This is a genomic window from Massilia sp. YIM B02763 (genome assembly GCF_030412015.1).
Taxonomy (GTDB): Bacteria; Pseudomonadota; Gammaproteobacteria; order Burkholderiales; family Burkholderiaceae_D; genus Telluria.
Window position 1 is genome coordinate 144,931 of record NZ_JASNRD010000008.1, and the last position, 23,588, is coordinate 168,518.

25 protein-coding genes are annotated in these 23,588 nt (G+C 67.1%); 17 read left to right on the top strand and 8 right to left on the bottom strand.

Features of this window, described 5'->3' with window-relative positions; genetic code table 11:
• Nucleotides 1-32 precede the first annotated feature (32 nt).
• Nucleotides 33-572: an N-acetyltransferase family protein gene (locus QPK32_RS12895; RefSeq protein WP_374046739.1), complete on the top strand. Its 540-nt coding sequence runs from the start codon at nt 33-35 to the stop codon at nt 570-572.
• Nucleotides 573-672: 100 nt separating this feature from the next.
• On the top strand, nt 673-1,251 hold the full coding sequence (locus tag QPK32_RS12900; RefSeq protein WP_290413215.1) for a hemerythrin domain-containing protein: 579 nt from the start codon (nt 673-675) through the stop codon (nt 1,249-1,251).
• 141 nt (nt 1,252-1,392) lie between these two features.
• Here the strand turns inward: QPK32_RS12900 and QPK32_RS12905 are convergent, their stop codons facing one another.
• The 4 genes from QPK32_RS12905 to QPK32_RS12920 form a co-directional block, all read right to left on the bottom strand.
• Entirely contained in the window at nt 1,393-2,133 is a 741-nt protein-coding gene (locus QPK32_RS12905) for an LrgB family protein (protein WP_290413216.1), read from the bottom strand.
• A complete protein-coding gene (locus QPK32_RS12910; RefSeq protein ID WP_290413217.1) occupies nt 2,126-2,485 on the bottom strand; it encodes a CidA/LrgA family protein in 360 nt (119 codons plus the stop codon). The genes QPK32_RS12905 and QPK32_RS12910 overlap by 8 nt, the downstream gene beginning before the upstream one ends.
• 139 nt (nt 2,486-2,624) lie before the next feature.
• A complete protein-coding gene (hppD, locus tag QPK32_RS12915; protein WP_290413218.1) occupies nt 2,625-3,716 on the bottom strand; it encodes a 4-hydroxyphenylpyruvate dioxygenase in 1,092 nt (363 codons plus the stop codon).
• A 49-nt stretch (nt 3,717-3,765) separates the two neighbouring features.
• Nucleotides 3,766-4,671, bottom strand: a complete 906-nt coding sequence (locus QPK32_RS12920) for a LysR family transcriptional regulator (RefSeq protein ID WP_290413219.1) — start codon at nt 4,669-4,671, stop codon at nt 3,766-3,768.
• A gap of 137 nt (nt 4,672-4,808) precedes the next feature.
• On the opposite strand from QPK32_RS12920, the gene hmgA reads away from it, so the two are divergent.
• The 6 genes from hmgA to QPK32_RS12950 all read left to right on the top strand — a co-directional run bounded on the left by hmgA (nt 4,809) and on the right by QPK32_RS12950 (nt 10,204).
• Nucleotides 4,809-6,089, top strand: a complete 1,281-nt coding sequence (hmgA, locus tag QPK32_RS12925) for a homogentisate 1,2-dioxygenase (RefSeq protein WP_290413273.1) — start codon at nt 4,809-4,811, stop codon at nt 6,087-6,089.
• Between the two features lie 134 nt (nt 6,090-6,223).
• Nucleotides 6,224-7,567, top strand: coding sequence for a hemolysin family protein (locus tag QPK32_RS12930; protein ID WP_290413220.1), 1,344 nt, complete (start codon nt 6,224-6,226; stop codon nt 7,565-7,567).
• A gap of 43 nt (nt 7,568-7,610) precedes the next feature.
• Nucleotides 7,611-8,423 (top strand): OBAP family protein, encoded by an 813-nt coding sequence (locus QPK32_RS12935; protein ID WP_290413221.1) that lies wholly within the window; start codon nt 7,611-7,613, stop codon nt 8,421-8,423.
• Between the two features lie 160 nt (nt 8,424-8,583).
• Nucleotides 8,584-9,015: a YeeE/YedE family protein gene (locus QPK32_RS12940; RefSeq protein ID WP_290413222.1), complete on the top strand. Its 432-nt coding sequence runs from the start codon at nt 8,584-8,586 to the stop codon at nt 9,013-9,015.
• A gap of 13 nt (nt 9,016-9,028) precedes the next feature.
• Entirely contained in the window at nt 9,029-9,490 is a 462-nt protein-coding gene (locus tag QPK32_RS12945) for a DUF6691 family protein (RefSeq protein ID WP_290413223.1), read from the top strand.
• A 9-nt stretch (nt 9,491-9,499) separates the two neighbouring features.
• Nucleotides 9,500-10,204, top strand: coding sequence for an MBL fold metallo-hydrolase (locus QPK32_RS12950; RefSeq protein WP_290413274.1), 705 nt, complete (start codon nt 9,500-9,502; stop codon nt 10,202-10,204).
• Between the two features lie 123 nt (nt 10,205-10,327).
• Here the strand turns inward: QPK32_RS12950 and QPK32_RS12955 are convergent, their stop codons facing one another.
• Nucleotides 10,328-12,703 (bottom strand): outer membrane beta-barrel family protein, encoded by a 2,376-nt coding sequence (locus QPK32_RS12955; RefSeq protein WP_290413224.1) that lies wholly within the window; start codon nt 12,701-12,703, stop codon nt 10,328-10,330.
• 234 nt (nt 12,704-12,937) lie between these two features.
• On the opposite strand from QPK32_RS12955, the gene QPK32_RS12960 reads away from it, so the two are divergent.
• From QPK32_RS12960 to QPK32_RS12980, 5 genes are all read left to right on the top strand, one after another.
• Nucleotides 12,938-14,341, top strand: coding sequence for an amino acid permease (locus tag QPK32_RS12960; RefSeq protein WP_290413225.1), 1,404 nt, complete (start codon nt 12,938-12,940; stop codon nt 14,339-14,341).
• Between the two features lie 187 nt (nt 14,342-14,528).
• The gene (locus QPK32_RS12965) at nt 14,529-15,065 is read left to right on the top strand and encodes a GNAT family N-acetyltransferase (RefSeq protein WP_290413226.1); all 537 of its coding nucleotides are present in this window, start codon (nt 14,529-14,531) and stop codon (nt 15,063-15,065) included.
• A 226-nt stretch (nt 15,066-15,291) separates the two neighbouring features.
• Complete coding sequence (locus tag QPK32_RS12970) at nt 15,292-15,579, top strand: hypothetical protein (RefSeq protein ID WP_290413227.1); 288 nt, start codon at nt 15,292-15,294, stop codon at nt 15,577-15,579.
• A 131-nt stretch (nt 15,580-15,710) separates the two neighbouring features.
• A complete protein-coding gene (locus QPK32_RS12975; protein ID WP_290413228.1) occupies nt 15,711-16,103 on the top strand; it encodes an SMI1/KNR4 family protein in 393 nt (130 codons plus the stop codon).
• Nucleotides 16,104-16,393: 290 nt separating this feature from the next.
• Entirely contained in the window at nt 16,394-17,524 is a 1,131-nt protein-coding gene (locus tag QPK32_RS12980; protein WP_290413229.1) for a serine hydrolase, read from the top strand.
• Nucleotides 17,525-17,577: 53 nt separating this feature from the next.
• Here the strand turns inward: QPK32_RS12980 and QPK32_RS12985 are convergent, their stop codons facing one another.
• Nucleotides 17,578-18,165, bottom strand: coding sequence for a flavin reductase family protein (locus QPK32_RS12985; protein WP_290413230.1), 588 nt, complete (start codon nt 18,163-18,165; stop codon nt 17,578-17,580).
• 136 nt (nt 18,166-18,301) lie between these two features.
• Between QPK32_RS12985 and QPK32_RS12990 the strand changes: the two genes are divergently transcribed.
• Entirely contained in the window at nt 18,302-19,987 is a 1,686-nt protein-coding gene (locus QPK32_RS12990; RefSeq protein WP_290413231.1) for a hypothetical protein, read from the top strand.
• A gap of 88 nt (nt 19,988-20,075) precedes the next feature.
• Nucleotides 20,076-20,837: an SDR family NAD(P)-dependent oxidoreductase gene (locus QPK32_RS12995; protein ID WP_290413232.1), complete on the top strand. Its 762-nt coding sequence runs from the start codon at nt 20,076-20,078 to the stop codon at nt 20,835-20,837.
• Between the two features lie 34 nt (nt 20,838-20,871).
• Here the strand turns inward: QPK32_RS12995 and arfB are convergent, their stop codons facing one another.
• Nucleotides 20,872-21,270, bottom strand: a complete 399-nt coding sequence (arfB, locus tag QPK32_RS13000) for an alternative ribosome rescue aminoacyl-tRNA hydrolase ArfB (RefSeq protein ID WP_290413233.1) — start codon at nt 21,268-21,270, stop codon at nt 20,872-20,874.
• Between the two features lie 80 nt (nt 21,271-21,350).
• Between arfB and QPK32_RS13005 the strand changes: the two genes are divergently transcribed.
• On the top strand, nt 21,351-21,746 hold the full coding sequence (locus QPK32_RS13005) for a hypothetical protein (protein WP_290413234.1): 396 nt from the start codon (nt 21,351-21,353) through the stop codon (nt 21,744-21,746).
• Nucleotides 21,747-21,847: 101 nt separating this feature from the next.
• The gene (locus QPK32_RS13010) at nt 21,848-22,276 is read left to right on the top strand and encodes a hypothetical protein (protein ID WP_290413235.1); all 429 of its coding nucleotides are present in this window, start codon (nt 21,848-21,850) and stop codon (nt 22,274-22,276) included.
• A gap of 28 nt (nt 22,277-22,304) precedes the next feature.
• Here QPK32_RS13010 and QPK32_RS13015 read toward each other — a convergent pair whose 3' ends face one another.
• Entirely contained in the window at nt 22,305-23,549 is a 1,245-nt protein-coding gene (locus QPK32_RS13015) for a hypothetical protein (protein WP_290413236.1), read from the bottom strand.
• Nucleotides 23,550-23,588 lie beyond the last annotated feature (39 nt).

Sequence of the window (23,588 nt, forward strand, 5' to 3'; positions counted from 1 at the left end):
CCTCTCCGGATCTGCCAGCCGATCCACCGTCCGTGCTGATCCGCGATGCGGAGCCCGAGGATGCCGGCTTCATTGCCTCCCACTACAACCATTACGTGTTGACGACAGCCGTCTCGATGGAAACGGAAGCGGTGGACAGCGCCGAGATCGCCCGCCGCATGGCCGACGTGCGCGATGGCGGATTGCCCTGGATCGTGCTGGAGGAGCATGGCCGGCTGCTCGGCTGGGCCTATGCCACCAAGTGGCGCGCGCGTCCCGGCTACCGGCACGCGGTGGAAACCACCGTCTACCTAGCCCCGGGCCAGGGTGCCCGCGGCCATGGCACGCGGCTCTACGGCGCCTTGCTGGAGCGCCTGCGCGGACGCTTTCACTGCGCCATCGGCGGCATCGCGCTGCCGAATCCGGCCAGCGTCGCCTTGCACGAACGGCTGGGCTTTCGGCAGGTGGCGTACTTTGCCGAGGTGGGCCACAAGTTCGGCGCCTGGATCGACGTCGGCTACTGGCAGCTCATGCTGGGCGAAGGATCGGCCGAGCCGCCGGCCGCCGAACCGTATCCGCCTGCGCCGCGCTGACACGTATTACACTTACAATGCCATGCGCGTGCCTCCTACGCGGCCGCGACGGCAACGGGTCTAGCATGCTCCTTACCCCCACACAGGCGAGGAGCAGATAATGTTTTCTCTGAATAAATTGAGCCCGACCATCACCGACATGATCCGCTTCGATCATTCGCACGTGATGACGATCTTCCACCAGTACACGAAGGACAAGCGTCCCAGCGTCAAGAAGGCGCTGGCCGAGACCATCTGCGACGCGCTGGAAATCCACGCCACGCTGGAAGAGGAAATCTTCTATCCCGTGATGCGTCCGAAGGCGCACGACCAGAAGGTGATGGAAAAGAGCGAACCCGAGCACGACGAGATGCGCCGCGTGATCGCCGAACTGCGCCGTACCGATCCGGCCTCGCCACGCCACGACGAACTCGTGTTCGAACTGATGCGCGACGTCGTCCACCACGTGGCGGACGAGGAAACCGTGCTGTTGCCGGAAGCCGAACAGACCATGAGCAAGGACCAGCTGTCCGAGCTCGGCAGCCGCATGACCAAGCGCCGCCTGCAGCTGGTCGGTCCGAAGGCCGGCAAGCTGGCCGCCAACCACGCCGTCGGCTTCTCGGGCAGCACCGCCGCCATCGTCGTCGGCCTGGCCAGCGCCCTGTTCGCGGCGCGCGCCTTTACCCGCAAGACCGCATAAGGACCCGTATCCGGGCCCGTCGATTCTCTCCCGCAAGCGGCCGCGCCGCCTGCGCTCCCCCGGCGGGGCCGCCGCACGGCACCGCCCTGCCCGCACCGCGTCCGCGCGCGGCTGCGGGCACTTTTCATCGCGTTCCCTATCTTATTTCCCCATCCAGCCGAGCAGCAGCGGCACCAGCCACGGCGCGATCAAGGCCGTCAGCACGCCGTTCAATCCCATGCCCAGGCCCGCATAGGCGCCCATTTCGGCGCTGACCTGGAAGGCGCGCGCCGTGCCGATGCCGTGCGAGGCCACGCCCAGTGCCAGGCCACGCGCCGCGTGCGACTCGATGCGCATGGCGTTGAACAGGAACTTCGCCGTCACGGCGCCGCAGATGCCCGTCAGGATCACTAGCACGGCCGTCAGCGCCGGCACGCCGCCCAGGTGTTCGGAGACGGCCATCGCGATCGGGGTGGTCGCCGACTTGGGCGCGATCGAGCGCACCAGTTCCGGCGAGGCTCCCAGCATGGCGGTCACGCCGACGGCGCTGACGATCGCAGTCACGCTGCCGCTGACGAGCGCGCAGGCCAGCGGCACCAGGTTGCGGCGCAGGCGCGGCACCTGGCGCGCGAGCGGCACGGCCAGCGCGACGGTGGCGGGGCCGAGCAGGAAGTGCACGAACTGGGCGCCGGCGAAATACCGCTGGTAGGACATGCCGCTGACCACGAGGACGATCGCGATGATGGCGATCGCGATGGCCACGGGATTGGCGAGCGGCGAGAAGCCGCAGCGCGCATAGACCCACTGCGCGGCCAGGTAGGCACACAAGGTCAGCGTCAGGCCCAGCAGCGGCGAGGCGGCCAGGTAGACCCAGAAGTGGCTGAACTGTTCGAAGTTAAACATCGCCACCCTCCTTCCTGTCCGTTCCGCTGGTGGCCTTGAGGACCAGCGCCGTCACGGCCAGCGTGAGCAGCGTGCTGACGACGAGGCCCGCGGCGACGGCCACCCAGTGCCCGCCCACGCTGGACGCGGCGACGACGATGCCGACGCCGGCCGGCACGAACAGCAGCGAGAGGTGGCGCAGCAATTCGTTGGCGCCCTGCTCCACGGCGTCGTGCAGCCGCGGCCACGCGACCAGGGCGGCCAGCAGCAGGAGCATGCCGGCGACGGGGCCGGGAATCGGGAAGCGGAACAGGAATACGAGGGCCTCTCCCAGGCACTGGAAGAGGAGCAGGATGGCGAAGGCGGGCAGCAAACGAGGCTCCTTGTGGGAAAAGGACAAGGATAGCAGGTATGCCTGGAAAACTTGGGTCCCTGCCTGCGCAGGGACGACGTGCGTATTGTGCTGGCTGACAAACCGTCGCCCCTGCGCAGGCAGGGGCCTAATGTCGCACTTACGCGGCCGTTTTCAGCGCCCCGCGCTTCAGCTGGTCGCGTTCGATCGATTCGAACAGCGCCTTGAAGTTGCCTTCGCCGAAGCCGTCGTCGCCCTTGCGCTGGATGAATTCGAAGAACACGGGCCCCAGCTGGTTTTCCGAGAAGATCTGCAGCAGCAGGCGCTTGCCCTCCCCTTCGACCTTGCCGTCGACCAGCAGGCCGCGCGCCTGCAGGGCGCCGACGTCCTCGCCGTGGCCCGGGAGCCGGCCCTCGAGCATCTCGTAGTAGGTCGCGGGCGGGGCGCTCATCAGCGGGACGCCGGCGGCGCGCAGGCCGTCGACGCTGGCGAAGATGTCGTCGGTCAGCAGCGCGATGTGCTGGATGCCCTCGCCATTGAACTTCAGCAGGAATTCCTCGATCTGGCCGCCGCCGGCCTGGCCTTCCTCGTTCAGCGGGATGCGGATCTTGCCGTCCGGCGCCGTCATCGCCTTCGACGTCAGGCCCGTGTATTCGCCCTGGATGTCGAAGTAGCGGATCTCGCGGAAGTTGAACAGTTTCTCGTAGAAGCCGGCCCAGTAGGCCATGCGGCCGCGGTAGACGTTGTGGGTCAGGTGGTCGATGATGGACAGGCCGTGGCCTTTCGGCTTGCGCTCCACGCCGTCGATGAATTCGAAGTCGATGTCGTAGATGGACTTGCCGACATTGTCACCTTCGTCGAAGCGGTCGATCAAGTACAGCGGCGCGCCGCCGATGCCCTTGATCGCGGGCAGGCGCAGTTCCATCGGGCCGGTCGGGATGTCCATCGGCTGGGCGCCGAGTTCGAGCGCGCGGTTGTAGGCCTGGTGCGCGTTCTTCACGCGGAAGGCCATGCCACAGGCCGACGGGCCGTGCTCGGCGGCGAAATAGTAGGCGGCGCTCTTCGGCTCGTTGTTGACGATGAAGTTGATGTCGCCCTGGCGGTACAGCGCCACGTCCTTGGAACGGTGCACGGCCACCTTGGTGAAGCCCAGCGCCTCGAACACGGGTTCCAGCACGCCCGGCGTGGGCGACGCGAATTCGACGAATTCGAAGCCCATCAGGCCCATCGGGTTGTCAAACAGGTCAGCCATCGTAGTCTTCCTTTTATAAAAATTGGTCTCCTCCGGTCGTGCGGCGGAGCTACTCCGCGAACACGTCGGCAATCAGTCCCCGCAGCCACTGGTTGCCGGGATCGTGGTTGAAGCGCCGGTGCCAGAAGACGTTGGTCTGCAACGTCGGCAAGGCCAGCGGCGGCTCGATCCACTTCAGGCCGAACGGCTTCGCCGCGCTTTCGGCCAGCTTCTGCGGCACCGTCACCACCAGCTCGCTCGTGCTGACGATGTACGGCACCGCCGTGAAATGCGGTACCCGGAACCGGCTGCTCGCCCCGACTCCGGCTTTTTCCAGCAGCACGTTGATGCGGTCGTAGGGGCTCTGGGCCGCATCGACGATCAGGTGCGTGGCGGCGACGAAGCGCGCCAGGTCCACCTTGCCCGTGTCCAGCGGATGCCCCTTGCGGAACATGCTGACGAAGCGCTGGCGGAACAGCTGCCGCTGGTACAGGGCTTCCGACACGTCCTCGAACGCGCCGACGGCCAGGTCCACGCGCCCCGTCTCCATCCCGTCCTTCAGCGTCGCCGCATTGGCCCGCACGGACGCGATTTCCACCCCGGGCGCCAGCGCCCGGCAGCGCTCGATCAGCACGGGCATGAAGTACACCTCGCCCACGTCCGTCATCGCCAGCGTGAAGCGGCGCGTGCTCGTGGCCGGCTCGAAACGGCTGCGCTGGGACAGCGCCAGGGCCACCTGGGCCATCGCCGCGCCGATCGGTTCGGCCATCTGCTGGGCCAGCGGCGTCGGCTGCATGCCGTGCGCCGTGCGCACGAACAGCTCGTCGCCGAAGGCCCGGCGCAGCCGCGCCAGCGCATTGCTCACCGCCGACTGCGTCAGCCCCAGGCGCCGCGCCGCGCCGGAAATCTGGCGTTCGCGATACACCTCCTGGAATACGGACAGCAAATTCAGGTCGATGCTAGAGGGTTCGATCATGCACGAGATAGGGTTATTTGCATCATGAATAGTCTACATTTTTATATTCATCTCGTAAAATCCGGGCCGCTCCTCTAGAGTGGCAGTAAAGATACGGAGGAGACATCTTGAACAACGAGGCATATTCGAACGCCTACATGAGCGGCTTCGGCAACGAATTCGCCACCGAAGCACTGCCCGGCGCCCTGCCGGCGCACCGCAATTCGCCCCAGCGCGTGGCGTACGGCCTGTACGCCGAACAGATCTCCGGCACGGCCTTCACGGCGCCGCGCAGCCACAACCGCCGTTCCTGGCTGTACCGCATCCGGCCCGCCGCCCAGCACGGCAGCTTCGAGCAGATCGACGCCCGCGGCATCGTCGGCGACTTCGAGCGCCTGGCCGCGTCGCCGAACCAGATGCGCTGGAGCCCTTTGCCCATCCCCGACGCGCCCACCGATTTCATCGACGGCTGGGTCACGATGGCCGGCAACGGCTCGTCCGCCGCCATGACGGGCTGCGCCATCCACCTGTACGCGGCCAACCGGCCGATGACGGGCCGCTACTTCTATTCCGCCGATGGCGAACTGCTCGTCGTGCCCCAGCAGGGGCGCCTCGCGATCGCCACGGAACTGGGCTTGCTCGAGGTCGAGCCGCAGCAGATCGCCGTCATCCCGCGCGGCGTGCGCTTTTCGGTCGCGCTGCCGGACGGGGAAGCGCGCGGCTACGTCTGCGAGAACTTCGGTGCCCTGCTACGCCTGCCCGACCTGGGCCCGATCGGCTCGAACGGCCTGGCGAACCCGCGCGACTTCCTGGCGCCCGTGGCGCGCTACGAGGACCTCGAGGGCGACTTCGAACTCGTGGCGAAGTTCTCCGGCCACCTGTGGTCGGCCCGTATCGGCCACTCGCCGCTGGACGTCGTCGCCTGGCACGGCAACTACGCCCCGTACAAGTACGACCTGCGCCACTTCAACACGATCGGGTCGATCAGCTACGACCATCCGGACCCGTCGATCTTCCTCGTCCTGCATTCGCCGAGCGACACGCCGGGCGTCGACAACCTCGATTTCGTGATCTTCCCGCCGCGCTGGCTCGCCGGCGAGGACACCTTCCGCCCGCCGTGGTTCCACCGCAACGTGGCCAGCGAGTTCATGGGCCTGGTCCATGGCGCCTACGACGCCAAGGCCGAGGGCTTCGTACCGGGCGGCGCCAGCCTGCACAATTGCATGAGCGGCCACGGGCCGGACGCCGCCACCTTCGACAAGGCCAGCAGCGCAGACACCAGCCGCCCGCACAAGGTGACGGACACGATGGCGTTCATGTTCGAGACCCGCAATCCGCTCGCGGCCACCGCGCAGGCGCTGGCTGCGCCGCTGCTGCAGCGAAACTACCAGGACTGCTGGGCGGGGATCGCCCGCCATTTCGATCCCAACAAGCCGTAAATCAGGCGATAAGACGGCAAAAAAGGGCGAAAAAGCGGCGATACCGACCGTGTGGACGTTGGCGGGACGGGTCCGGCATGCGATCATCCGGTAACGAGGAGCGGCATGGGCCGCTCCGCTACCAACAAGAACGCATGTCAGACATATTCATCATCCTTGCCCTCATCCTCCTGAACGGCGTGTTCGCCATGTCCGAACTGGCTGTCGTCTCGTCGAAGCGCCTGCGCCTGGAGCGCCTGGCCGCCGACGGCAGTGCCGGCGCCGCCACCGCGCTTGGCCTGCACGAGGATCCCAGCCGCTTTCTCTCGACCGTGCAGGTCGGCATTACCCTGATCGGCATCTTTACCGGCGCGTTCGGCGAAGCCTCGCTGGTGGCGCGCCTCGCGCCCACCTTCGTGTCCCTGGGCCTGGACGACGACTACGCGCGCGCGGCCGCGCTGGCCATCGTCGTGGTCTGCATCACCTTCGTCTCGATCGTGCTGGGCGAACTGGTGCCAAAGCGCATCGCGATCCTGTATCCGGAAGCGATGGCGGCGGCGATCTCGCGCCCTCTGAACCTGCTGTCGCGCATCATGCATCCGTTCGTGCGGCTGCTGGCGTTCACCACCGACTCCATCATGCGCCTGATCGGCATGCACCACCGCAAGGACGAGACGCCGACCGAGGAAGACGTCACGGGCATGATCAAGGAAAGCACGGATGCCGGCGTGTTCGAGAAGGCCGAGTACGACATCGCCGCGCGCGCCCTGCGCCTGGACGACTGGCACCTGCGCGCGCTGATGACGCCGCGCGTCGACCTCGAATACATCGACCTGGACCAGCCGCTGGCCGAGAGCCTCGCGCGCATCGCGGAATCGCCCTACAGCCGCTTCCCCGTGTACCGCGGCGACCGCTCCCAGGTCGCGGGCGTCGTGCGCGCGCGCAACCTGTTCGGCCAGGCGATCCGCAAGCAGTCGCTGGAGGCGATCGACATCGCTGCCGCCGTCGAACCGGTGGTCTACGTGCCCGAATCGGTGAGCGCCATCGACCTGCTCGAGCAGCTCAAGAAGCACCGCGTGGAACTGGCCATGATCGTCGACGAATACGGCGACATCCAGGGCATGGTCACGCTGACCGACGTGATGATCGCCCTGGTCGGCGAGGTCACCGCCGACGGCGAGGCGGGCCACGAGGATGCCGTCCGGCGCGAGGACGGCAGCTGGTTCGTCGACGGCGGCATGGTCCTGGACCGTTTCCGCTACCTGACGGGCGCCGAGATCGCCTTCCCCGACGAGGAAGAAGGCGCCTACCACACGCTGGCCGGCTTCCTGCTGTACCAGCTGGGCGTGATCCCGAAGTCCGGCGACCGCCTGGACTGGGGCGGTTGGCGGTTCGAGGTCGCCGACATGGACGGCAACCGCATCGACCGCCTGCTCGTGTCGCGCGAGGAACCGGCCGCTGCCGCCGCGGCGGCAAGCGAACGGCGCACCCAGACGTGAGCCGCTAGGATCTCCACATCGCACCCACGATGAAGGAGGTCCCATGCGTACGCAGCGAAATGTTCCCGTAGTGCTCGCCGGCGGCATCGCCGCCGCCGCGTTTGCCACGATCGCCACGATCGCCGCCCTTCCGGCGCGTGCCCAGGACGCCCGTCCGCGCACGGCGCCCGCCGGCGAACCGAAGGCGCCCAAGACCCTCGCGCTCGAGGCGGGCGCCAAGGCCTTGCAGGGCAATGCGCCGCTGGCCGGATTCGACGTTTACCTGGTCGGCTTCCACCCGATGAAGGACGCGCCTGAAAACCAGATCGAGGCGCACCACTTCTGCCACCAGGTCAACGAGGACATGGCCCAGTGCGCCTTGTTCGACGGCAATACGCGCACGGCGAACATGAACGGCATCGAATACATCATTTCCGAAAAATTGTTCAATACCCTGCCCGCGGGCGAGCGCAAGTACTGGCATCCGCACAATGGCGAAATCCTGAGCGGCCAGCTGGTCGCGCCCGGCATTCCGGACGCCGCCGAACACGCGCTGATGAAGACCAAGATGAACAGCTACGGCAAGACCTGGCACGTCTGGAACACGGGCTACAACGGCAAGCGCGGCGACGGGCTTCCCCTCGGTCCCGCCCAGCTCGCGTGGTCGTTCAGCCGTGACGGCGAGATCCTTCCCAACCTGCAGGAAGAACGCGATACGAAGCTGAAGATCCAGACGAGCGAGAAGCGCAAGGAACGGGCCGACCTGCGGCCGCTGGCCAAGCCGCAATCCGGCGTGGACGACCTGAAAGGCAAGTTCAAGCGGCCGACGCAGGATATTCCCGGCGTGGTCGACAGCCGCGCGGCCCCTCCCCGCTGATTGTCCTCCCCCGCAGCGTGCGCCGGTTTCCGGCCGCCGGCGTGCTGGTGGCGGGGTTTCAGGTTGGGATGTGGTATGTGTCGGTTAGTTGCATTTCAATAGGGAGGAGAACGCCGCAACGGCGGCGCGATCAAACCAGTTCCAATGAGGAGGATTCACCATGAACATAGATTGGCAACACTTCACTCCCTGGTCCGCGCTGCTCGGCGGCATCCTGATCGGGCTGGCAACCGGCTTGCTGTTGCTCGCGAACGGCCGCGTCGCCGGCATCAGCGGCATCCTGGGCGGCCTGCTTCGTCCCGCCCGCGGCGACCTGGCGTGGCGTGGCGCCTTCCTCGTTGGCCTGTTCGTGGCGCCGCTCGTGTGGCTGGCGGCCGGCACCTTGCCGCCCGCCCAGATCGACCATTCCTTGCGCGTGCTCGCCCTCTCCGGCCTGCTGGTCGGGATCGGCACGCGCTTCGGTACCGGCTGCACCAGCGGCCACGGCGTGTGCGGCATCGCGCGCTGGTCGCCCCGCTCCCTGGTGGCCACGGTGTGTTTTTTCCTGGCGGGCGCTGTCACGGTTTTCGTGACGCGTCACGCCTTGAACTGATGCGGCGGCCGCCATGACCCTGCTCACCGCCTTCCTCGCCGGCCTGCTGTTCGGCTCCGGCCTGATCCTGTCCGGCATGACCAATCCGGCAAAGGTGCTGGCCTTCCTCGACGTGGCCGGACAATGGGACCCGTCGCTCGCCTTCGTCATGCTGGGCGCCATCTTCGTCGCGGCCATCGCCTTCCGCTTCGCGGGCAGCCGCACGCGTTCGCTGCTCGGGTCGAGCGTGCACCTGCCCGGCGCCACCCGCATCGACGGCCGCCTGGTGGCGGGCAGCGTCGTGTTCGGCGTCGGCTGGGGCACGGTCGGCTACTGCCCCGGTCCGGCGCTGGCCGCGCTGGCCGTCGGCGGCAGGCCTACCCTCGTCTTCGTTGCGGCCATGGTGGCCGGCATGGCACTATTCGAAGTCTACGAACGCCTCCGGTCCGCGCACGCGCCCGGGATGCGGCCGCCAGCCACCAGTACGGGAGAGTAGTCCATGCAGATGCACCTGAATCCGATCCAGCTGTTCGACGCCGTCTCGTCGACGTTCACCTACATCCTGGCCGGGCCGGAAAACGGCGAGGCGGTGATCATCGACCCCGTCGACCAGCACTGGGAGCGCGACCTGGCGCACATCGAGCGCCTGGGACTGCGCCTGGCCTACGTCGTCGAGACGCATGCGCACGCCGACCACGTCACGTCGGCCGGCAGGCTGCGCCAGCTCACCGGCGCCAAGGCCGCCGTGCCGAGCGGCTGCGGCATCCCGCCGGCCGAGGTGCAGTTCAACGACGGCGACGTGCTGCGCTTCGGCGAGGGCGAGACCATCGACGTCATCCACACACCGGGCCACACGGCCGGAAGCATGTGCTACCTGTGGCGCGGCAACCTGTTTTCCGGCGACACGCTGCTGATCGGCGGCTGCGGCCGCACCGACTTCCAGGGCGGGAGCGCCGAGGCGCTGTACGACAGCGTCACGCGCAAGCTGTTCGCGCTGCCGGACGGCACGCGCGTGTGGCCTGGGCACGACTACAAGGGACAGTCGGTGTCGACGATCGGGTGGGAAAAACGTCATAACGCCCGGCTGGCGGGCAGGTCGCGCGAGGAGTTCGTCGCGCTGATGGCGGCATTGAATCTGCCGCAGCCGAAGATGATCGACGTGGCAGTGCCGGCAAACCGGAACCTGGGGCTGACTTATATGGCGTCGTAGGCCGGCGACGTCAGCACCGTCGCCCCTGCGCAGGCAGGGGCCCAAGTTTCACGGGATGCCACAATGCACACGAGATTGGGTCCCTGCCTGCGCAGGGACGACGTTCACGTGCCGCGGGGCACCTCAGAATCCAGGTCCGCCACCGCCACCCGGCCCGCCGAATCCTCCAGGCGGCCCGCCCATGCCGCCCGGCGGCGGACGGAACCCTTCGCCGTCCGGCGGTCCTTCGCGGCGCGGCTGCGACACGCCGCCGAAGCGCCAGTTCAGCCCCACGTACAGGATGCGCCCATCCGAACGGCGCAGCGAGCGCTCCTTGAGCGTCGCCGAGTCCGTGATCGTCTCGATCTTCGTCGAATCGAAGATGTCGGACACGCGCAGCGTCAGCGACAGCGCCTGCGTGATGTTGCGGCGGTAGTTGAAGTCGGCCGTGACGCTGGGCTGGCGGTAGCCCGTGCCGACGAGCGTCTTGCCCTGGGCGTTGACCATCAGCTGCAGCTGGTCGGCCGCCGTCAGCTGGTAATTGAAGCGGCCGCGCACGTTCACGGAGGTCGCGTCGCGCCTGGTCTCGTTGCCCGCGATGTCGATCTGCTGCTGCTGGGCGTAGAACACGTTGCCGCTGGCATTGACGGACAGCTTCGGCGTCACCTTGCCGCTGAGCGTGAATTCCAGGCCGCCGGAACGGTTGCTGCCGCCGTTTTCCGGCCGCGTCAGGATCACCGTGTCGCTCACGGCGTACTGGCGGTAGCGGATCGTGTCGCTGTCGTTGCGGTAGTAGGCACGGACGTTCGCGTCCAGGCCGCCGGCCTTGGTCTCGTAGCCGACCTCGAAGGAGTCGGTCTTGACGGGCTTGAGGTACGGGTTGCCGCTCGATTCGTTGAGTTCGTCCTTGTACACGACAAATGGGTTGAGGTCATTGGGCATCGGGCGGCGGATGCGGCGCGCGTACGAGAAGCGCAGATTCGTCTTCTCGTCCAGTTTATAGGTCGCGAACGCGCTGGGCATCCAGTTCAGGTAGCTGTTCTCGGCGCCCGTCTTCGTCGTCGCCTGGTCGATGTCCAGGTGCGTATGCTCGGCGCGCAAGCCCACCAGGGCGCCCCAGCGCTCGTTCACCTTCCACTGGTATGAGCCGTACAGCGCCGTGTCGCGCTCGTCCACGCCGAAGGCGTTCGTGCGGCGGCCGTCGACGCTCTGGGCGCCGCTGGCCAGGTCGACGTCGTAGTAGCGCGTGTCGGAATCGCTGCGGTTGTCGTACACCTTCCAGCCCATCTTGACGATCGCGCCGCTGTCGAGCGGACGCTCGTAGTCGCCCGTGTAGTCCACGATGCGGTTCGAGCTGGACACCTGCTGCAGGTTGCGGCTGTCCGCGGCCGCCGGCGGCACCACGACGTAGGTGTTGGCATAGCGGGTATCGTTGTCGTTGTCGCTGTCGGAGACGCGCAGGTCCATCTTGAACAGCTCGCCGATCTTCGCGCCCTTGTGGTCCCAGCGCGCGCCCCACATGGTGTTGGTATTGTCGCCGCTGCGCTGCGTGCTGCGGAAGTAGTCGCTATACGGCGCGCCCGTCGTGTCGAACACGCCGTAGCGCTCCAGCGACTGCTGGTCGTTGGTGCGCTTCATGAAGGCGGCATTCACCTCGATCGTGTCGTCCTGGGTCAGGTTGTAGCTGACCTGGCCGCGCGCGCCGGCGCTGTCGTTCAAGCCCGTGCTGCTCGACGTCTGCGTGCTCTTTTGCGATGCGCCCGTGACGGGATCGATGCGTTCGCGCTCGTCCTCGAGCGTCTGGCTGCGGCCGTCGTGGCGCGCGTTGACGCCGCCCTGCATGCCCCAGCGGCCCGTGTTGTACGAACCGTTCAGCGCGGCGTTGTAGCGTCCCTCCGTGCCCAGGTTGGCGTTGGCGAAGCCGAAGCCGCCCGGCTTGCGGTTGCGCTTCATGACCAGGTTCAGGATCGGACCGCCGCCGCCCTCGTTGCCGAATTCGGCGCCGGGGTTGTTGATGACCTCCACGGAATCGATGTCGTCGCCCGACATCGCCTGCAGCGCCGGGCCACGGTTGTCGCCCTGCAGCATGGCCGACGGCTTGCCGTCGACGAGGATCTGCACGTTGCTGCTGCCGCGCAGGCTGACGTTGCCGTCCATGTCGACCGACACCGAGGGCACGTTGCCCAGCGCGTCGGCGGCGCTGCCGTTCTGCGCATTGATGTCCTGCTTGACGTCGTAGACCTGGCGGTCGATGCGGTTGCTCGTCAAGCGGTTGCCGACGACGTTGACTTCCTGGATCCTGGTGGCCGCCTTGGCCGGCGACGCCGCGGCGGTCGCCGCCGTCGCGCCCTGGGCCGCCGGCGCGGCCTGCTCGCCCATCTGCGCGAGGGCGGGCCGGACGGCGGCCAGTTCGCACACGGCGATGCCGACGGCGAGACAGAGGACGCGGTGGCGCGGCGAGGCCCCGTTGCCGCCGCGCGAAGGTATGCTGTTCTGGATGGGATTCTTGGTATGGACCATGTCGTGGATGCGGTTACCCGGCGCCGCCGTCCGCGTCCGGCCGATGTGGGGGCATTCCGGACGTGGACGGCATGGCGCCGCTAGGTTGGAAAACTTTCCAGATTTTAAAACCTGCGATCCTCGGCAGTCCGTTTCCGCTATGTAAAGATAAGTAAAAGCCGCAGAAATACGCCCTTGCGCAACGTTTGCCTTACAATCCGATCTTTCCTGATAGACAATCGAGATCAACCCAGCATGGCGTCCTCCGAACAACGACTGCACCGCGGCCTGAAGAGCCGGCACATCCAACTGATCGCCCTGGGCGGCGCGATCGGCACGGGCCTGTTCCTCGGCGTGGCCGAGAGCGTGCGCATCGCCGGCCCCTCCGTCGTGCTGGGCTATGCCATCGCCGGCCTGGTCGCCTTCCTGATCATGCGCCAGCTCAGCGAAATGATGGTCGACGAACCCGTGGCCGGTTCCTTCGGCCACTTCGCCGACAAGTACTGCGGCCGCTTCGCCGGCTTCGTCTCGGGCTGGAACTACTGGGTGCTGTACGTGCTCGTCAGCATGGCCGAGCTGTCCGCCGTCGGCGTCTACGTGCAGTACTGGTTCCCGGACGTCCCGACCTGGGTCTCGGCCCTGGGGTGCTTCCTGATCGCCAACGGCATCAGCATGATCAACGTGCGCGCGTTCGGCGAGAGCGAGTTCTGGTTCTCGGTCGTGAAGGTGGCGGCCGTCGTCGCCATGATCGTCTACGGCATCTTCCTGCTTGCCAGCGGCGGCGCCGGCCCGCAGGCCACGGTGGCCAACCTGTGGCAGCACGGCGGCTTCTTCGCGCACGGCGTCTCGGGCCTCGTCATGTCGATGGCCATCATCATGTTCTCTTTCGGCGGCCTGGAAGTCATCGGCATCACGGCGGCCGAAGCGGACGATCCGGCCCGCTCGATCCCCCGCGCCACCAACCAGGCGCTGTGGCGCATCCTCGTGTTCTACGTCGGCGCGCTGGCCGTGCTGCTGTCGCTGTACCCGTGGAACCAGATCGTGCCGGGCGCCTCGCCCTTCGTCCTGATCTTCAAGGCGCTCGACGCGGGCATCGTCGCGCACGTGCTGAACCTCGTCGTGCTGACGGCGGCACTGTCCGTCTACAACAGCTGCGTGTACTCGAACAGCCGCATGCTGTACGGCCTGGCCGTGCAGGGCCATGCGCCGCGCGCCCTGCTGAAGGTGACGGAACGGGGCGTGCCGCTGGCGTCGCTGGGCGTGTCCGCCATCGCCACCGTACTGTGCGTGGGCGTCAACTATGCGCTGCCGGGCAAGGCAGTCGGCGTGCTGATGGGCCTCGCCGTCGCGGGCATGCTGATCAATTGGGCCATGATCAGCTGGAGCCACCTGCGCTTCCGCGCCGCCAAACGCGCCGCCGGCGAGGCGACGGCCTTCCCGAGCCCGTGGTACCCGCTGACGAACTGGCTGTGCCTCGCCTACCTGGCCGGCATCGTGGCCGTGATGTATCTGACGCCGGACCTGCGCATGTCCGTGTGGATGATTCCGGCGTGGCTGGTGGCGCTGTGGGTCGGCTACGTGATCGCTGAACGGCGCCGCGGCGCCAGGGCCGGACTCGCCGCGCGGGCGGGGATCGGCGCCGAGCAACAGAAGTCGTAGGGCGGGATGCGCAGAGGCGCCAGCAGTACATGGCATTGCGGGGCTGGAGTGACGGCCTTGCCTTTGCAGCGCACCCGGCCGTCCTCTGTCGACCAGGACCGGACGTTCAACCAACCAGCTTCTCAAATTGTATGGATGACGCACGAATACATCATTCGCTGAAGATGTTTGATACAGGAGGGCAGGCATGAGCGCACCGTCGCATCTGCTGCAAAGGATCGCACCGGGCGAGGCTGAGGCTCTGTTCCGCCTGTTCCAGCTGTACTACTACGAGGGTTCCGATTGGGCGGATGAAGATATCGGTCCGGACGGCTTGTTCGATGCCTCTCCAGAGCAAATTGCCGATTACATCAACGACCCTGCCAAGGGTGCCTATTGGATTAGGAAGGATGGTGCGCTGGCGGGCTTCGTCGTCACCGAACCCTTCACGCTGCCGAACGGCCGCGTAGCCCAGGAGGTGGCCGATCTGTTCATTCTGAAGCGTTATCGGCGCCAGGGATTGGCGTTTGAGGCTGTGCACGCGTTAGCGCGCACCTTTACCGGCCCGTGGCTGGTAGCGATTTTTCGCACCGACACCCGTGCCGGAGCGTTCTGGCAGCGTCTGTTCGCCAGCCTGCCACCAAACAGCGTACGCTCGTACGACGATCCGAACCTGCCGGACCTGGTACAGCACGCAATCAACGATACAGATTTCCAAGCACCATCCACCACATCAAGAACCTAAAACTATAAAGAGATCGTGCCGAACGCGAAAAGAGTCACTGACGAGTTCAACCCAGCCCGTCCTCGTCTTAGCCGCCAACGTCTGCAATGGGTCGGTTGCGGCCGTTCGTGACCGTTGGTGACTTTTCCCAGACGGCAACCTGCTATTCTAAGGCGATGGCCGGATTCGGCCAAGATCGGACGTCTAAGATCAATAACCCGATGAGTAACTGCGACACGGAAGCCACATGTCTTTGAAGCAAACGCTGAGAGACTTTGCGGGGGCGCTTACCTCGGCGACGTTCGCGCCAGACGATTACCCGTCTTGGGGTTACGTTACCTATGAAAGCAATATGGCGGACCTGAAGCAACTATGGAGTGAGATCCGGCCAAGGTTGAAGAACAGCGCCGACAAATGCGAGTTCATAGACCACAAGCTTCAGGAGGCTTTTGCCGCTTTTGACTTGGGTGAAAAGGACAAAGGGCTCGACGCGATCATGGCGATTTACAACCTCAATGTGAAGCAGTTGAGATGATCAGGGCAAGGTCCTCTTCGGGTTGGTTGCGGTACTTCAGCAGAGACCGTCTTCGGCCAGGAGCAGCCGTTGATCCGTGTACGCTCTCAATCCATAAAGCCGCGAAGCGCCATAACTACGGAAGCAATCCCATGCCATTCCCTCTCGATGACAAATACCTGCAAATCGCCGAAGAGAAGCTAGGAGCGACACTGCCCGAGAGCTATCGACGGGCAATGATGCTAGCGAACGGCGGCGAAGTCATCAGTGACCTTGATGACTGGCACTTGTATCCGCTCATGGACAGCACCGATAGGAAGCGCTTTGCCCGGACAAATAATGATGCCGTTGCGGAGACACTGCGCCTGACTGAATGGGACCGATTCCCTCACCGAGCGCTCGCGATAGCAAACAATGGCGAGGGCGACCAGTTGCTCTTCCTCCGGTCGGACGACCGGTTCGAGGCAACAGTTTATTGCTGGTCCCATGAATCAGGTGAGTTAACTAAGCTGGTAGAGGATTTTGCGCAACTAAAACGTCGATAACTTCCGCCGGAAATCCGACCGGGCTAAGCCTGTTCGACCGTCCGCTTCGGGTCGATACCGGTCTTAGCCTGAAGCGTAAGAATCGGCCGACGAGGGAGGTATTTCCGCGCCGATTTTTCCTGTGCGCGCAATCGCACACCGATCAGGCAAGCGGCATCCGTATCGACGAATGGCTCCGGGACCTGGCCCGCCAACGATTCGTCGCAAGGAATGAACGGTTGGTCGCATCGCTACGTAGTGTAAAGCCGTCGTGGATATATCCTGTCGCCATTACACGGCATTGGAATTTCATGAAAACTCCTGGTCGCAAACGCTACCTGCGTGCACTCCTCTCCCAATTGACGTGCCTGCTGGTGCTGTGCGCCAATTCAGCCCGCGCCGACGACATCGACGACCTGATCAAGGCGCAGATGCGAGAACACCGGATCCCTGGCTTGTCGCTGGCCGTGGTATCGAAAGGCGCAATCGTCCGCGAAGGCGGTTTCGGTCTCATCAGCGGCACGGGACAGACGGCCGTGACGCCGGCAACGCTGTTCCAAGCGGCGTCGATCAGCAAGACCGTCGCCGCGCTCGGCGCACTGCGCCTCGTCGAAAGCGGGCAGCTGCAACTCGACGAGAACGTCAACCGCACGCTGCGCACCTTGCGGGTGCCGGACAACGAATTTACAAGGGATAGCAAGGTCACGTTGCGTGGAATCCTCAGCAACAGCGGCGGGCTGGGCGTGCTCAGTTTCCCGGGTTATGCGGCCGGTGCGCCGATACCCACCCTCGAACAGGTGCTGGACGGAAAAGCGCCGGCAAACACGCCTGCGGTCCGGGTCGAATACGTTCCCCGCAGTCAGTGGCACTATTCAGGCGGCGGCCACGCCGTACTGCAACAATTGATGAGCGATGCCAGCGGCAAGCCGTTTGCAGGCCTCATGCGCGATCTCGTGCTGGCACCGCTCGACATGACGCGCAGCACCTTCGAACAGCAGCTGCCTGCGGCATGGTCGTCGGCAGCGGCATCCGGGCACGTCGATGGCCAGCCGCTTCCGGGCGGGCGGCACGTCTATCCCGAACTGGCGGCGGCGGGCTTGTGGACCACGGCACCCGACCTGGCACGCTTCGCCATCGGATTGCAGAGATCGTTCGAGGGACGCCCCGGCGCCGTCATTTCTCAGCAGATGGCCAAAGAAATGATGAGTCGACAAATCCGCGCGGAAGGTCTGGGCATCTTCGTCATGGGCGTCGACAACCGGGCCCCCAGCCTGTGGTACGCGGGCAGGAACCGGGGTTTCGACGCCTTCCTGTGGTTCGCGCCGGCAAGCGGGGATGGGATCGTCATCATGATCAATGCTAACGATAACGACGACACCGTGAAGCGCATTGCCAGGTCCATTGCGGTCAGCTACAAAATGACCGGATTTCCGTTTCCGTGAACTGAAGCAGGCAGGCGCTGGACCCGCGCCTGCAGGAGCGCTTGCGACAAACGTTAGTGTCCGTTCACCGGATCTTGTTGCGCGACGTCGATCGCCTTCCCCGTCTCGAAGAAGTGGCCCCCAGCCACATAGTGGATGCTGCGCTTTCCTCCCTCCTCCATCGTCCAGTGGTGCCCGTCGAACACCGCCGGATCGGCCCAGGCGGCCACCACCTCGCCCAGGAACAGGTCGTAGGTCTGCTGGATGTGCGGCTCGGGGATCAGGCGGCATTCGAGCCATGCCAGGCAGCCTTCGATCAGCGGCGCGCCGACCTTCCGCGGCGGCAGCGTGGCGATGCCGTGGACGGCGAACTTGTCCATGTCGCGTCCCGATTCGGAACCTACCGCCACGGTCAGCGCGGCCAGCGCCGTCGACGGCACGTTCAGCACGAACTCCCCCGACCCTTCCACCAGGCCGCGCGTCAGCGTGTTCTTGTCGATCACCACCGCCACCTTGGGCGGATCGAAATCGAGCGGCATCGACCAGGCCGCCGACATGACGTTGGCCTTGCCGGCGTGCGCGCTGCTGACCATCACGGTCGGGCCGTGGTTGAGCAGGCGGTAGCAGGTGGACAGGGGAACGGGGATCGGTTGGGTGGGCATTGCGTTTCCTTCGACAGACGAACGTGAGAGGCGCCATTATCGCCGCTTCTCGCCGCACCGGTCGCCGAGGCGGGCCGACGGTTTCCGCAAAGAACCGGAACGCGTAAAGATTGGCATTTTTGCTACGCTTGTGGGCATGACAGCAACGACCACCTTCCCACGCTCCTGCCTGCTTTCCACCCTGGCCGCCCTGCTGCTGGCCGGCACATCGGCCCCCGCTGCACCGTCGGACGCCGCGGCACCGGTCACCGCGACGCTGACCATGCGCACGCCGGACGCCCTCGAAGTCGCCTACACGCTGCCGCCCGCCTGCAAGGCGCTGGCTTTCGTCAACGACGGCTTCCAGGCCCAGGCCGCCGTGCAACTGCGCAGCGACTGGACGCCCGTCGACGATTGCACGGCGGTCGACTTCCAGAGCGTGCGCCCGACCCGCGCCAGCTGCCGCACGCTGCGCCTGCGCGTGCCGGCGACGACGCGCGCCGCCGACACCCGCATCTACGGCCAGGTGGAACCGTGGGCGCAGCCCGTCGGGGGTGGCCTGTATGCCCACACGTCCGCCTATGCGGTGCACGGCTGCGGCGCCGTCGACTGGCGCTTCGCGGTCCCTGGCGGCACGGTGATGGTCGACGGCACCGTCGCCCCGGAAGCCGTCGCGCGCAGCGGTAGCGCCGCCCACGGCGGCGGCCTGGCCGCCGTGCTGCTGCAGCAACCCTACGACGCCGACGCGCCGCCGTTCCACGCCGCGGACGGCGTCCCGCCGGCCACCCGCGCCACGCTGGCCGAGACGCTCGACGCGTCACTGGGCGCCCTGCGCGCGCTGCTGCCCGGCGTACGCCTGACGCCGGCCTACGTGCTGGCCGTGCCGGACGATGCGCCGGACCTGCGTGCCGGTGCCGCCAACGGAACCGTGCTACGCCTGCTGGTGCCGACCCAGGAACCCGCCGACCTGCGCGAGCAGGCGCGCGTGCTGATCGCCCACGAGGCGGCGCACCTGGCGCAGCCGCCGCACTGGCCGGCGCCCCCGGGCGAGGATGCCGGTGCGCTGCGCGAGGGCGGCGCCGAATTCCTGCGCCTGGCCATCGCGTTGCGCCAGGGCTGGCTCACTCCGGATGCCTTCCGCGACGCGCTGGAAGCGTCCATTAACGGTTGCGCCGCGGCCGCCGGCCGGCAGCCCTGGCGCGCCATCGAAGGCCGCGGCAAGGACATGCTGGCTCGCCGCTGCGGCCTGGCCCTGCATGCGCTGGCCCTGTCGCATCCAGGCCCGACGACGCCGTTGCAACGCCTGCAGGCCCTGTATGCCCCAGGTGCCGACCGCGATCCCGCCAGCGTGGCCCGCGCGCTCGAATGCGGCGGCGACACCGCCTGCACCCCGCGCCTGGCCGCGGCGCTGCGCGGCGCCACGCCACTGCGCACGGTGCTGGAAGACGAGATGCGCCGCCCCGGCGCCGTGCTGACCGCCACGCCGGCCTGGGGTCCGCAACTGACGGAAGCGATGACGCTGCACCACCTGGGACTGCTGGTGCGCGCCGACTGCCACGGCCGCGCCGGCATCTACCCGGATCGCAAGGCGCCGCGCATCGGCCCCGGCCTGCGCTGCGGCGTGCTGCGCGACGGCATGGTGCCCGCGACGGCCGAGGGCTTGCCGCTGTTCGCCGGCCCCGAAGCCATCGCCGCGTCCCGGGCCGCATGCCGCACCCGCGGCGCGACCACGCTCGGCATGCGCGGCGGCGCATCCGTGACGGTGCGCTGCGGCCAGGCCGCCGGGCTGGAGGAGCGCGTGTTCGGCATCGATGCCGACCGTGCGACGCGGCTCGTGCGCTGAGCGCAGAGTGACACCAAGGCAGCAAAACCGAGGGGATTCACGCAGCCTGCGCCGCGCCCCGCCTACCACCCACACGAAAGGAACAGGAATGACCCGCTTCAACGATAAAACCGTCCTCGTCACCGGCGCCGCTTCCGGCATCGGCCTGGCCACCGCCCGCCGTTTCCTCGACGAGGGCGCCCGCGTCGTCATGCTCGACATCGACGGCGCCAAGCTCGAGGAAGCCGCCGCGGGACTGCCGCAGGACCGCGTGCTCGTGCACGTCGGCGATACCGCCGACAAGGCCACGGCATCCGCCGCCGTCAAGGCGGCCGTCGAACGCTTCGGGGCCCTGCACATCCTCGTCAACAACGCCGGCGTGGCCGCCGAGGGCGACATCCTGAAGACGAGCGAAGAGGACTTCGACCGCGTCCTGGCGGTCAACGTCGCCGGCTACTTCCACATGGCCAAGGCGGCGATGCCCGAACTCGTCAAGACGCGCGGGTCCATCGTCATGACCTCGTCCGTGTCGGGTCTCGGCGGGGACTGGAACATGTTCGCCTACAACACCTCGAAGGGCGCCGTCAGCAATATGGTGCGCGCGATGGCGATGGACGCCGCCAAGGACGGCGTGCGCGTGAACGCCGTCAACCCCAGCTTCACGAAGACGGGGATGACCGAGGACATGGTGGCCGATCCCGAACTGGTCGCCAAGTTCCGGGAACGCATGCCGCTCGGCGCGCCCGCCGATCCGGAAGGCGTGGCGGCCGCGATGGCCTTCCTGGCCAGCGACGATGCCCGGCTCATCACGGGCGTCAACCTGCCGGTGGATGCGGGATTGATGGCGTCGAACGGCCAGCCGCCGCAATAAGACGCCGTCGCCGTCGCAGGCCACCCGGTCGCCTTCAGTCGACCACCCTTCCGCGCAGCGCCTTGGTGCGGCCGCTCTTCGCCTTCGATTCCAGGCGCCGGCGCTGGGAACCCAGCGTGGGCCGCGTCGGCCGCCTCGGCGGCGCCACGACGCTGGCGCGGTCGACCAGCTCCTGCAGGCGCCGCAGCGCATCGATCTTGTTCTGTTCCAGGCTGCGCGACTGCTGGGCCTTGAGCACCACCACGCCCTCGCGCGTGATGCGGGCGTCGTCCAGTTCGCGCAGCCGCGCCTTCACGTGCGGCGGCAAGGAGGACGCCTCGATGTCGAAGCGCGCATGCACGGCGCAGGAGACCTTGTTCACGTTCTGGCCGCCAGGGCCCTGGGCACGGATCGCCGTGAACGTCACCTCGATGGGATCGATCGTCACGGGCATGGCTGGTTGCTGAGGATGATTTCGCACATAATGAGCATCATACCCGCGCATCTTACGCGCTATCACACACGCATACGACAATGAGCTACGACCTGGTGGTGTTCTCGCCCGACGCCGCGCCCGCCAAGCGCCCCGCCTTCCTCGACTGGTACGAGGCGCAGACGGAATGGCCCGAGGAGCACGAGTACGACGACCCGGCCGTCGCCACGCCGGCCTTGCAGGCGTTCTACGCTGAACTGGCGGCCGCCTTCCCGCCGGCCTCGGACGAGACGCCGGAGACCGGCACCGACTACACGATCGGCAGCATGCTGATCTACATGACCTTCAACGACTGGGACAAGATCGACGAGGCGCACGGCGCCGTGTTCGCGCTCGCGGCCAAGCATGAACTGGGGTTCTTCGACGTCAGCTCGGACCTGGCCGAAGCGTGGCTGCCGGACCGCAAGGGTGGGTTGCGGCTTGCGCATGCGGATTAACCGCCTGCCGAATCCGATGCATACTGGCGGCGCAGTGCCCGCAGGCGGCCCCCGGCCATCCCGGGCAGTTCGAATGGACTCCGAAGCTACCGGCAAAAAAGATGAGTACACTTATTGACGACGTCGTGTCCCCGGCAAATCGCGCTGTGGAGACCTTTCGCGAGCGGTCGAATGACGGCCTGGATTTTTCCGAAGACAGCCTGTCGATCGTGGAAGAGATGCTTGCCGAAGCATCGGCCTACGTTGCCGAACTGCCGCAGTCGCAGGTCTCGGGATTGGTTCGCCTGATCGGCTGCTACATCCTCGAAGTTGCCCGCACAGCATATGGCGGCGAATACGCGTGGCTCGACGACACACGGGGCCCGGTGCTTGTCGTCGGCGAGCCGGAAACGCATATCGCCATCGCGACCTGGGACAAGGTACGCGGTCGCCTGAGCGGCGACGCGGCTGACAGCATTCCCTTTTTCTATCAGGGCTTTGCGGACATGGCCAGGACGCGGCCGCCCGCAGCGCGAACGCTGTATATCTGATGTCGTGGGGGCTCGTACACCGTCAGCGCTAGCCCTTGCAGGCAAACCCATACGACGTCATCACGCACCCGCGCCGGTCGCACTGCCGCTGGTCGTAGCCGTGCGCGCGGCATTGCATCAAGGTTTCCTCGCGTCGCTGGCGCGCGCTGGGCTCAGCGGCGACGGGCGCGGCGGCCGCGCGGCGCGGCTTGTCGGCCTGGGCGAGCTGGCGTCGCGGGGTGCTGCGGCGTACGGGAGGCGGTGCGGACTTGCGCTCGGCAACTGCGGCCGGCTGCGCGTTCGCTGCCGGCGCCGGAGGGGCGGCCGCGGACGGATCGGTCTCGCTCCTCGTCGCGCCGACAGTTGCCGCGAGTACGGCGGCGCCGCCCGCGATCGCGGGTAACGCGCCATCCGCCTGCGCGGCCGTCGTGGGCGGGACGTCGGCTGGCGCAGGTGACGCAGCCGCCCCAGCCACCGCTGATGCCGGCTCAGGGACTGGCGCAGGGACTGGCATCTGCACGGCAGGCGGCACTTCGACGGGCGCCGGCTTCAAAACATGCGCAGGAGACGCCACCGGCTGACCCGGACTCGTCTGCGCAACGACGCCCAGCGCGCCGTCGACGCGATTGTCCTCATAGACCCACAAGCCGGCGGCCGCCACGATGGCCAGCAAGCCGCCCGCCATGCTCCAGGTGGCGAGCCGGCGTTTCCACAGGCTGCTCCACTGCGCCCGTTTCTCGCGCTGGGCATCCTCGCGCAGGCGTTCGTTCAGCCAGTCCGGGATCGCGGCCTCGGGTGCCGGGTCGCGCGCCGGCGGCGTTGGAGGAATCGGAGGAATCGGGGGAATCGGCGGCGGTGCCGGCGTAATCGGTGGAACGGCATCGCGAGAGGCGAAAGCGGACTCCGGCGCTGCCGGACGCGGCGGCGGCACGCGCGCCTCGCCGTACCGCGGGTCGTAGGCGCGCTGCATCGACGCCCCGAGGGTGCCGTCCTGGCGCGATTGCGTCGCAGCCGCGGCCGGCGCGGCCGGCGGGGGCGATGCGACCTGCTGCCGGCGCCACACGGCCGCAGGCGCACGCGGCATGCGCGGTGGCGCCGGGTCCGGTGCCGATTCGGCGGCGACTGGAGGCGCGGCTGCGGGCGTAGCCGCGGACGCGCCCGGCCGCGGCGCCTGCGCCGCCCGCTCGATCAGGGACGCGCCTTCGTCCGGCCTCGCGGCCGGGAGCGCCGGTGGTGGCTGCGGCCCCGACTTGGAGCCGCTCTCGTCGATGTCTTGTAGCAGTTGGGTCTTCATGGTGCGATGCGTGCGTCTGCCTTGCCCATCCGGCAGTGT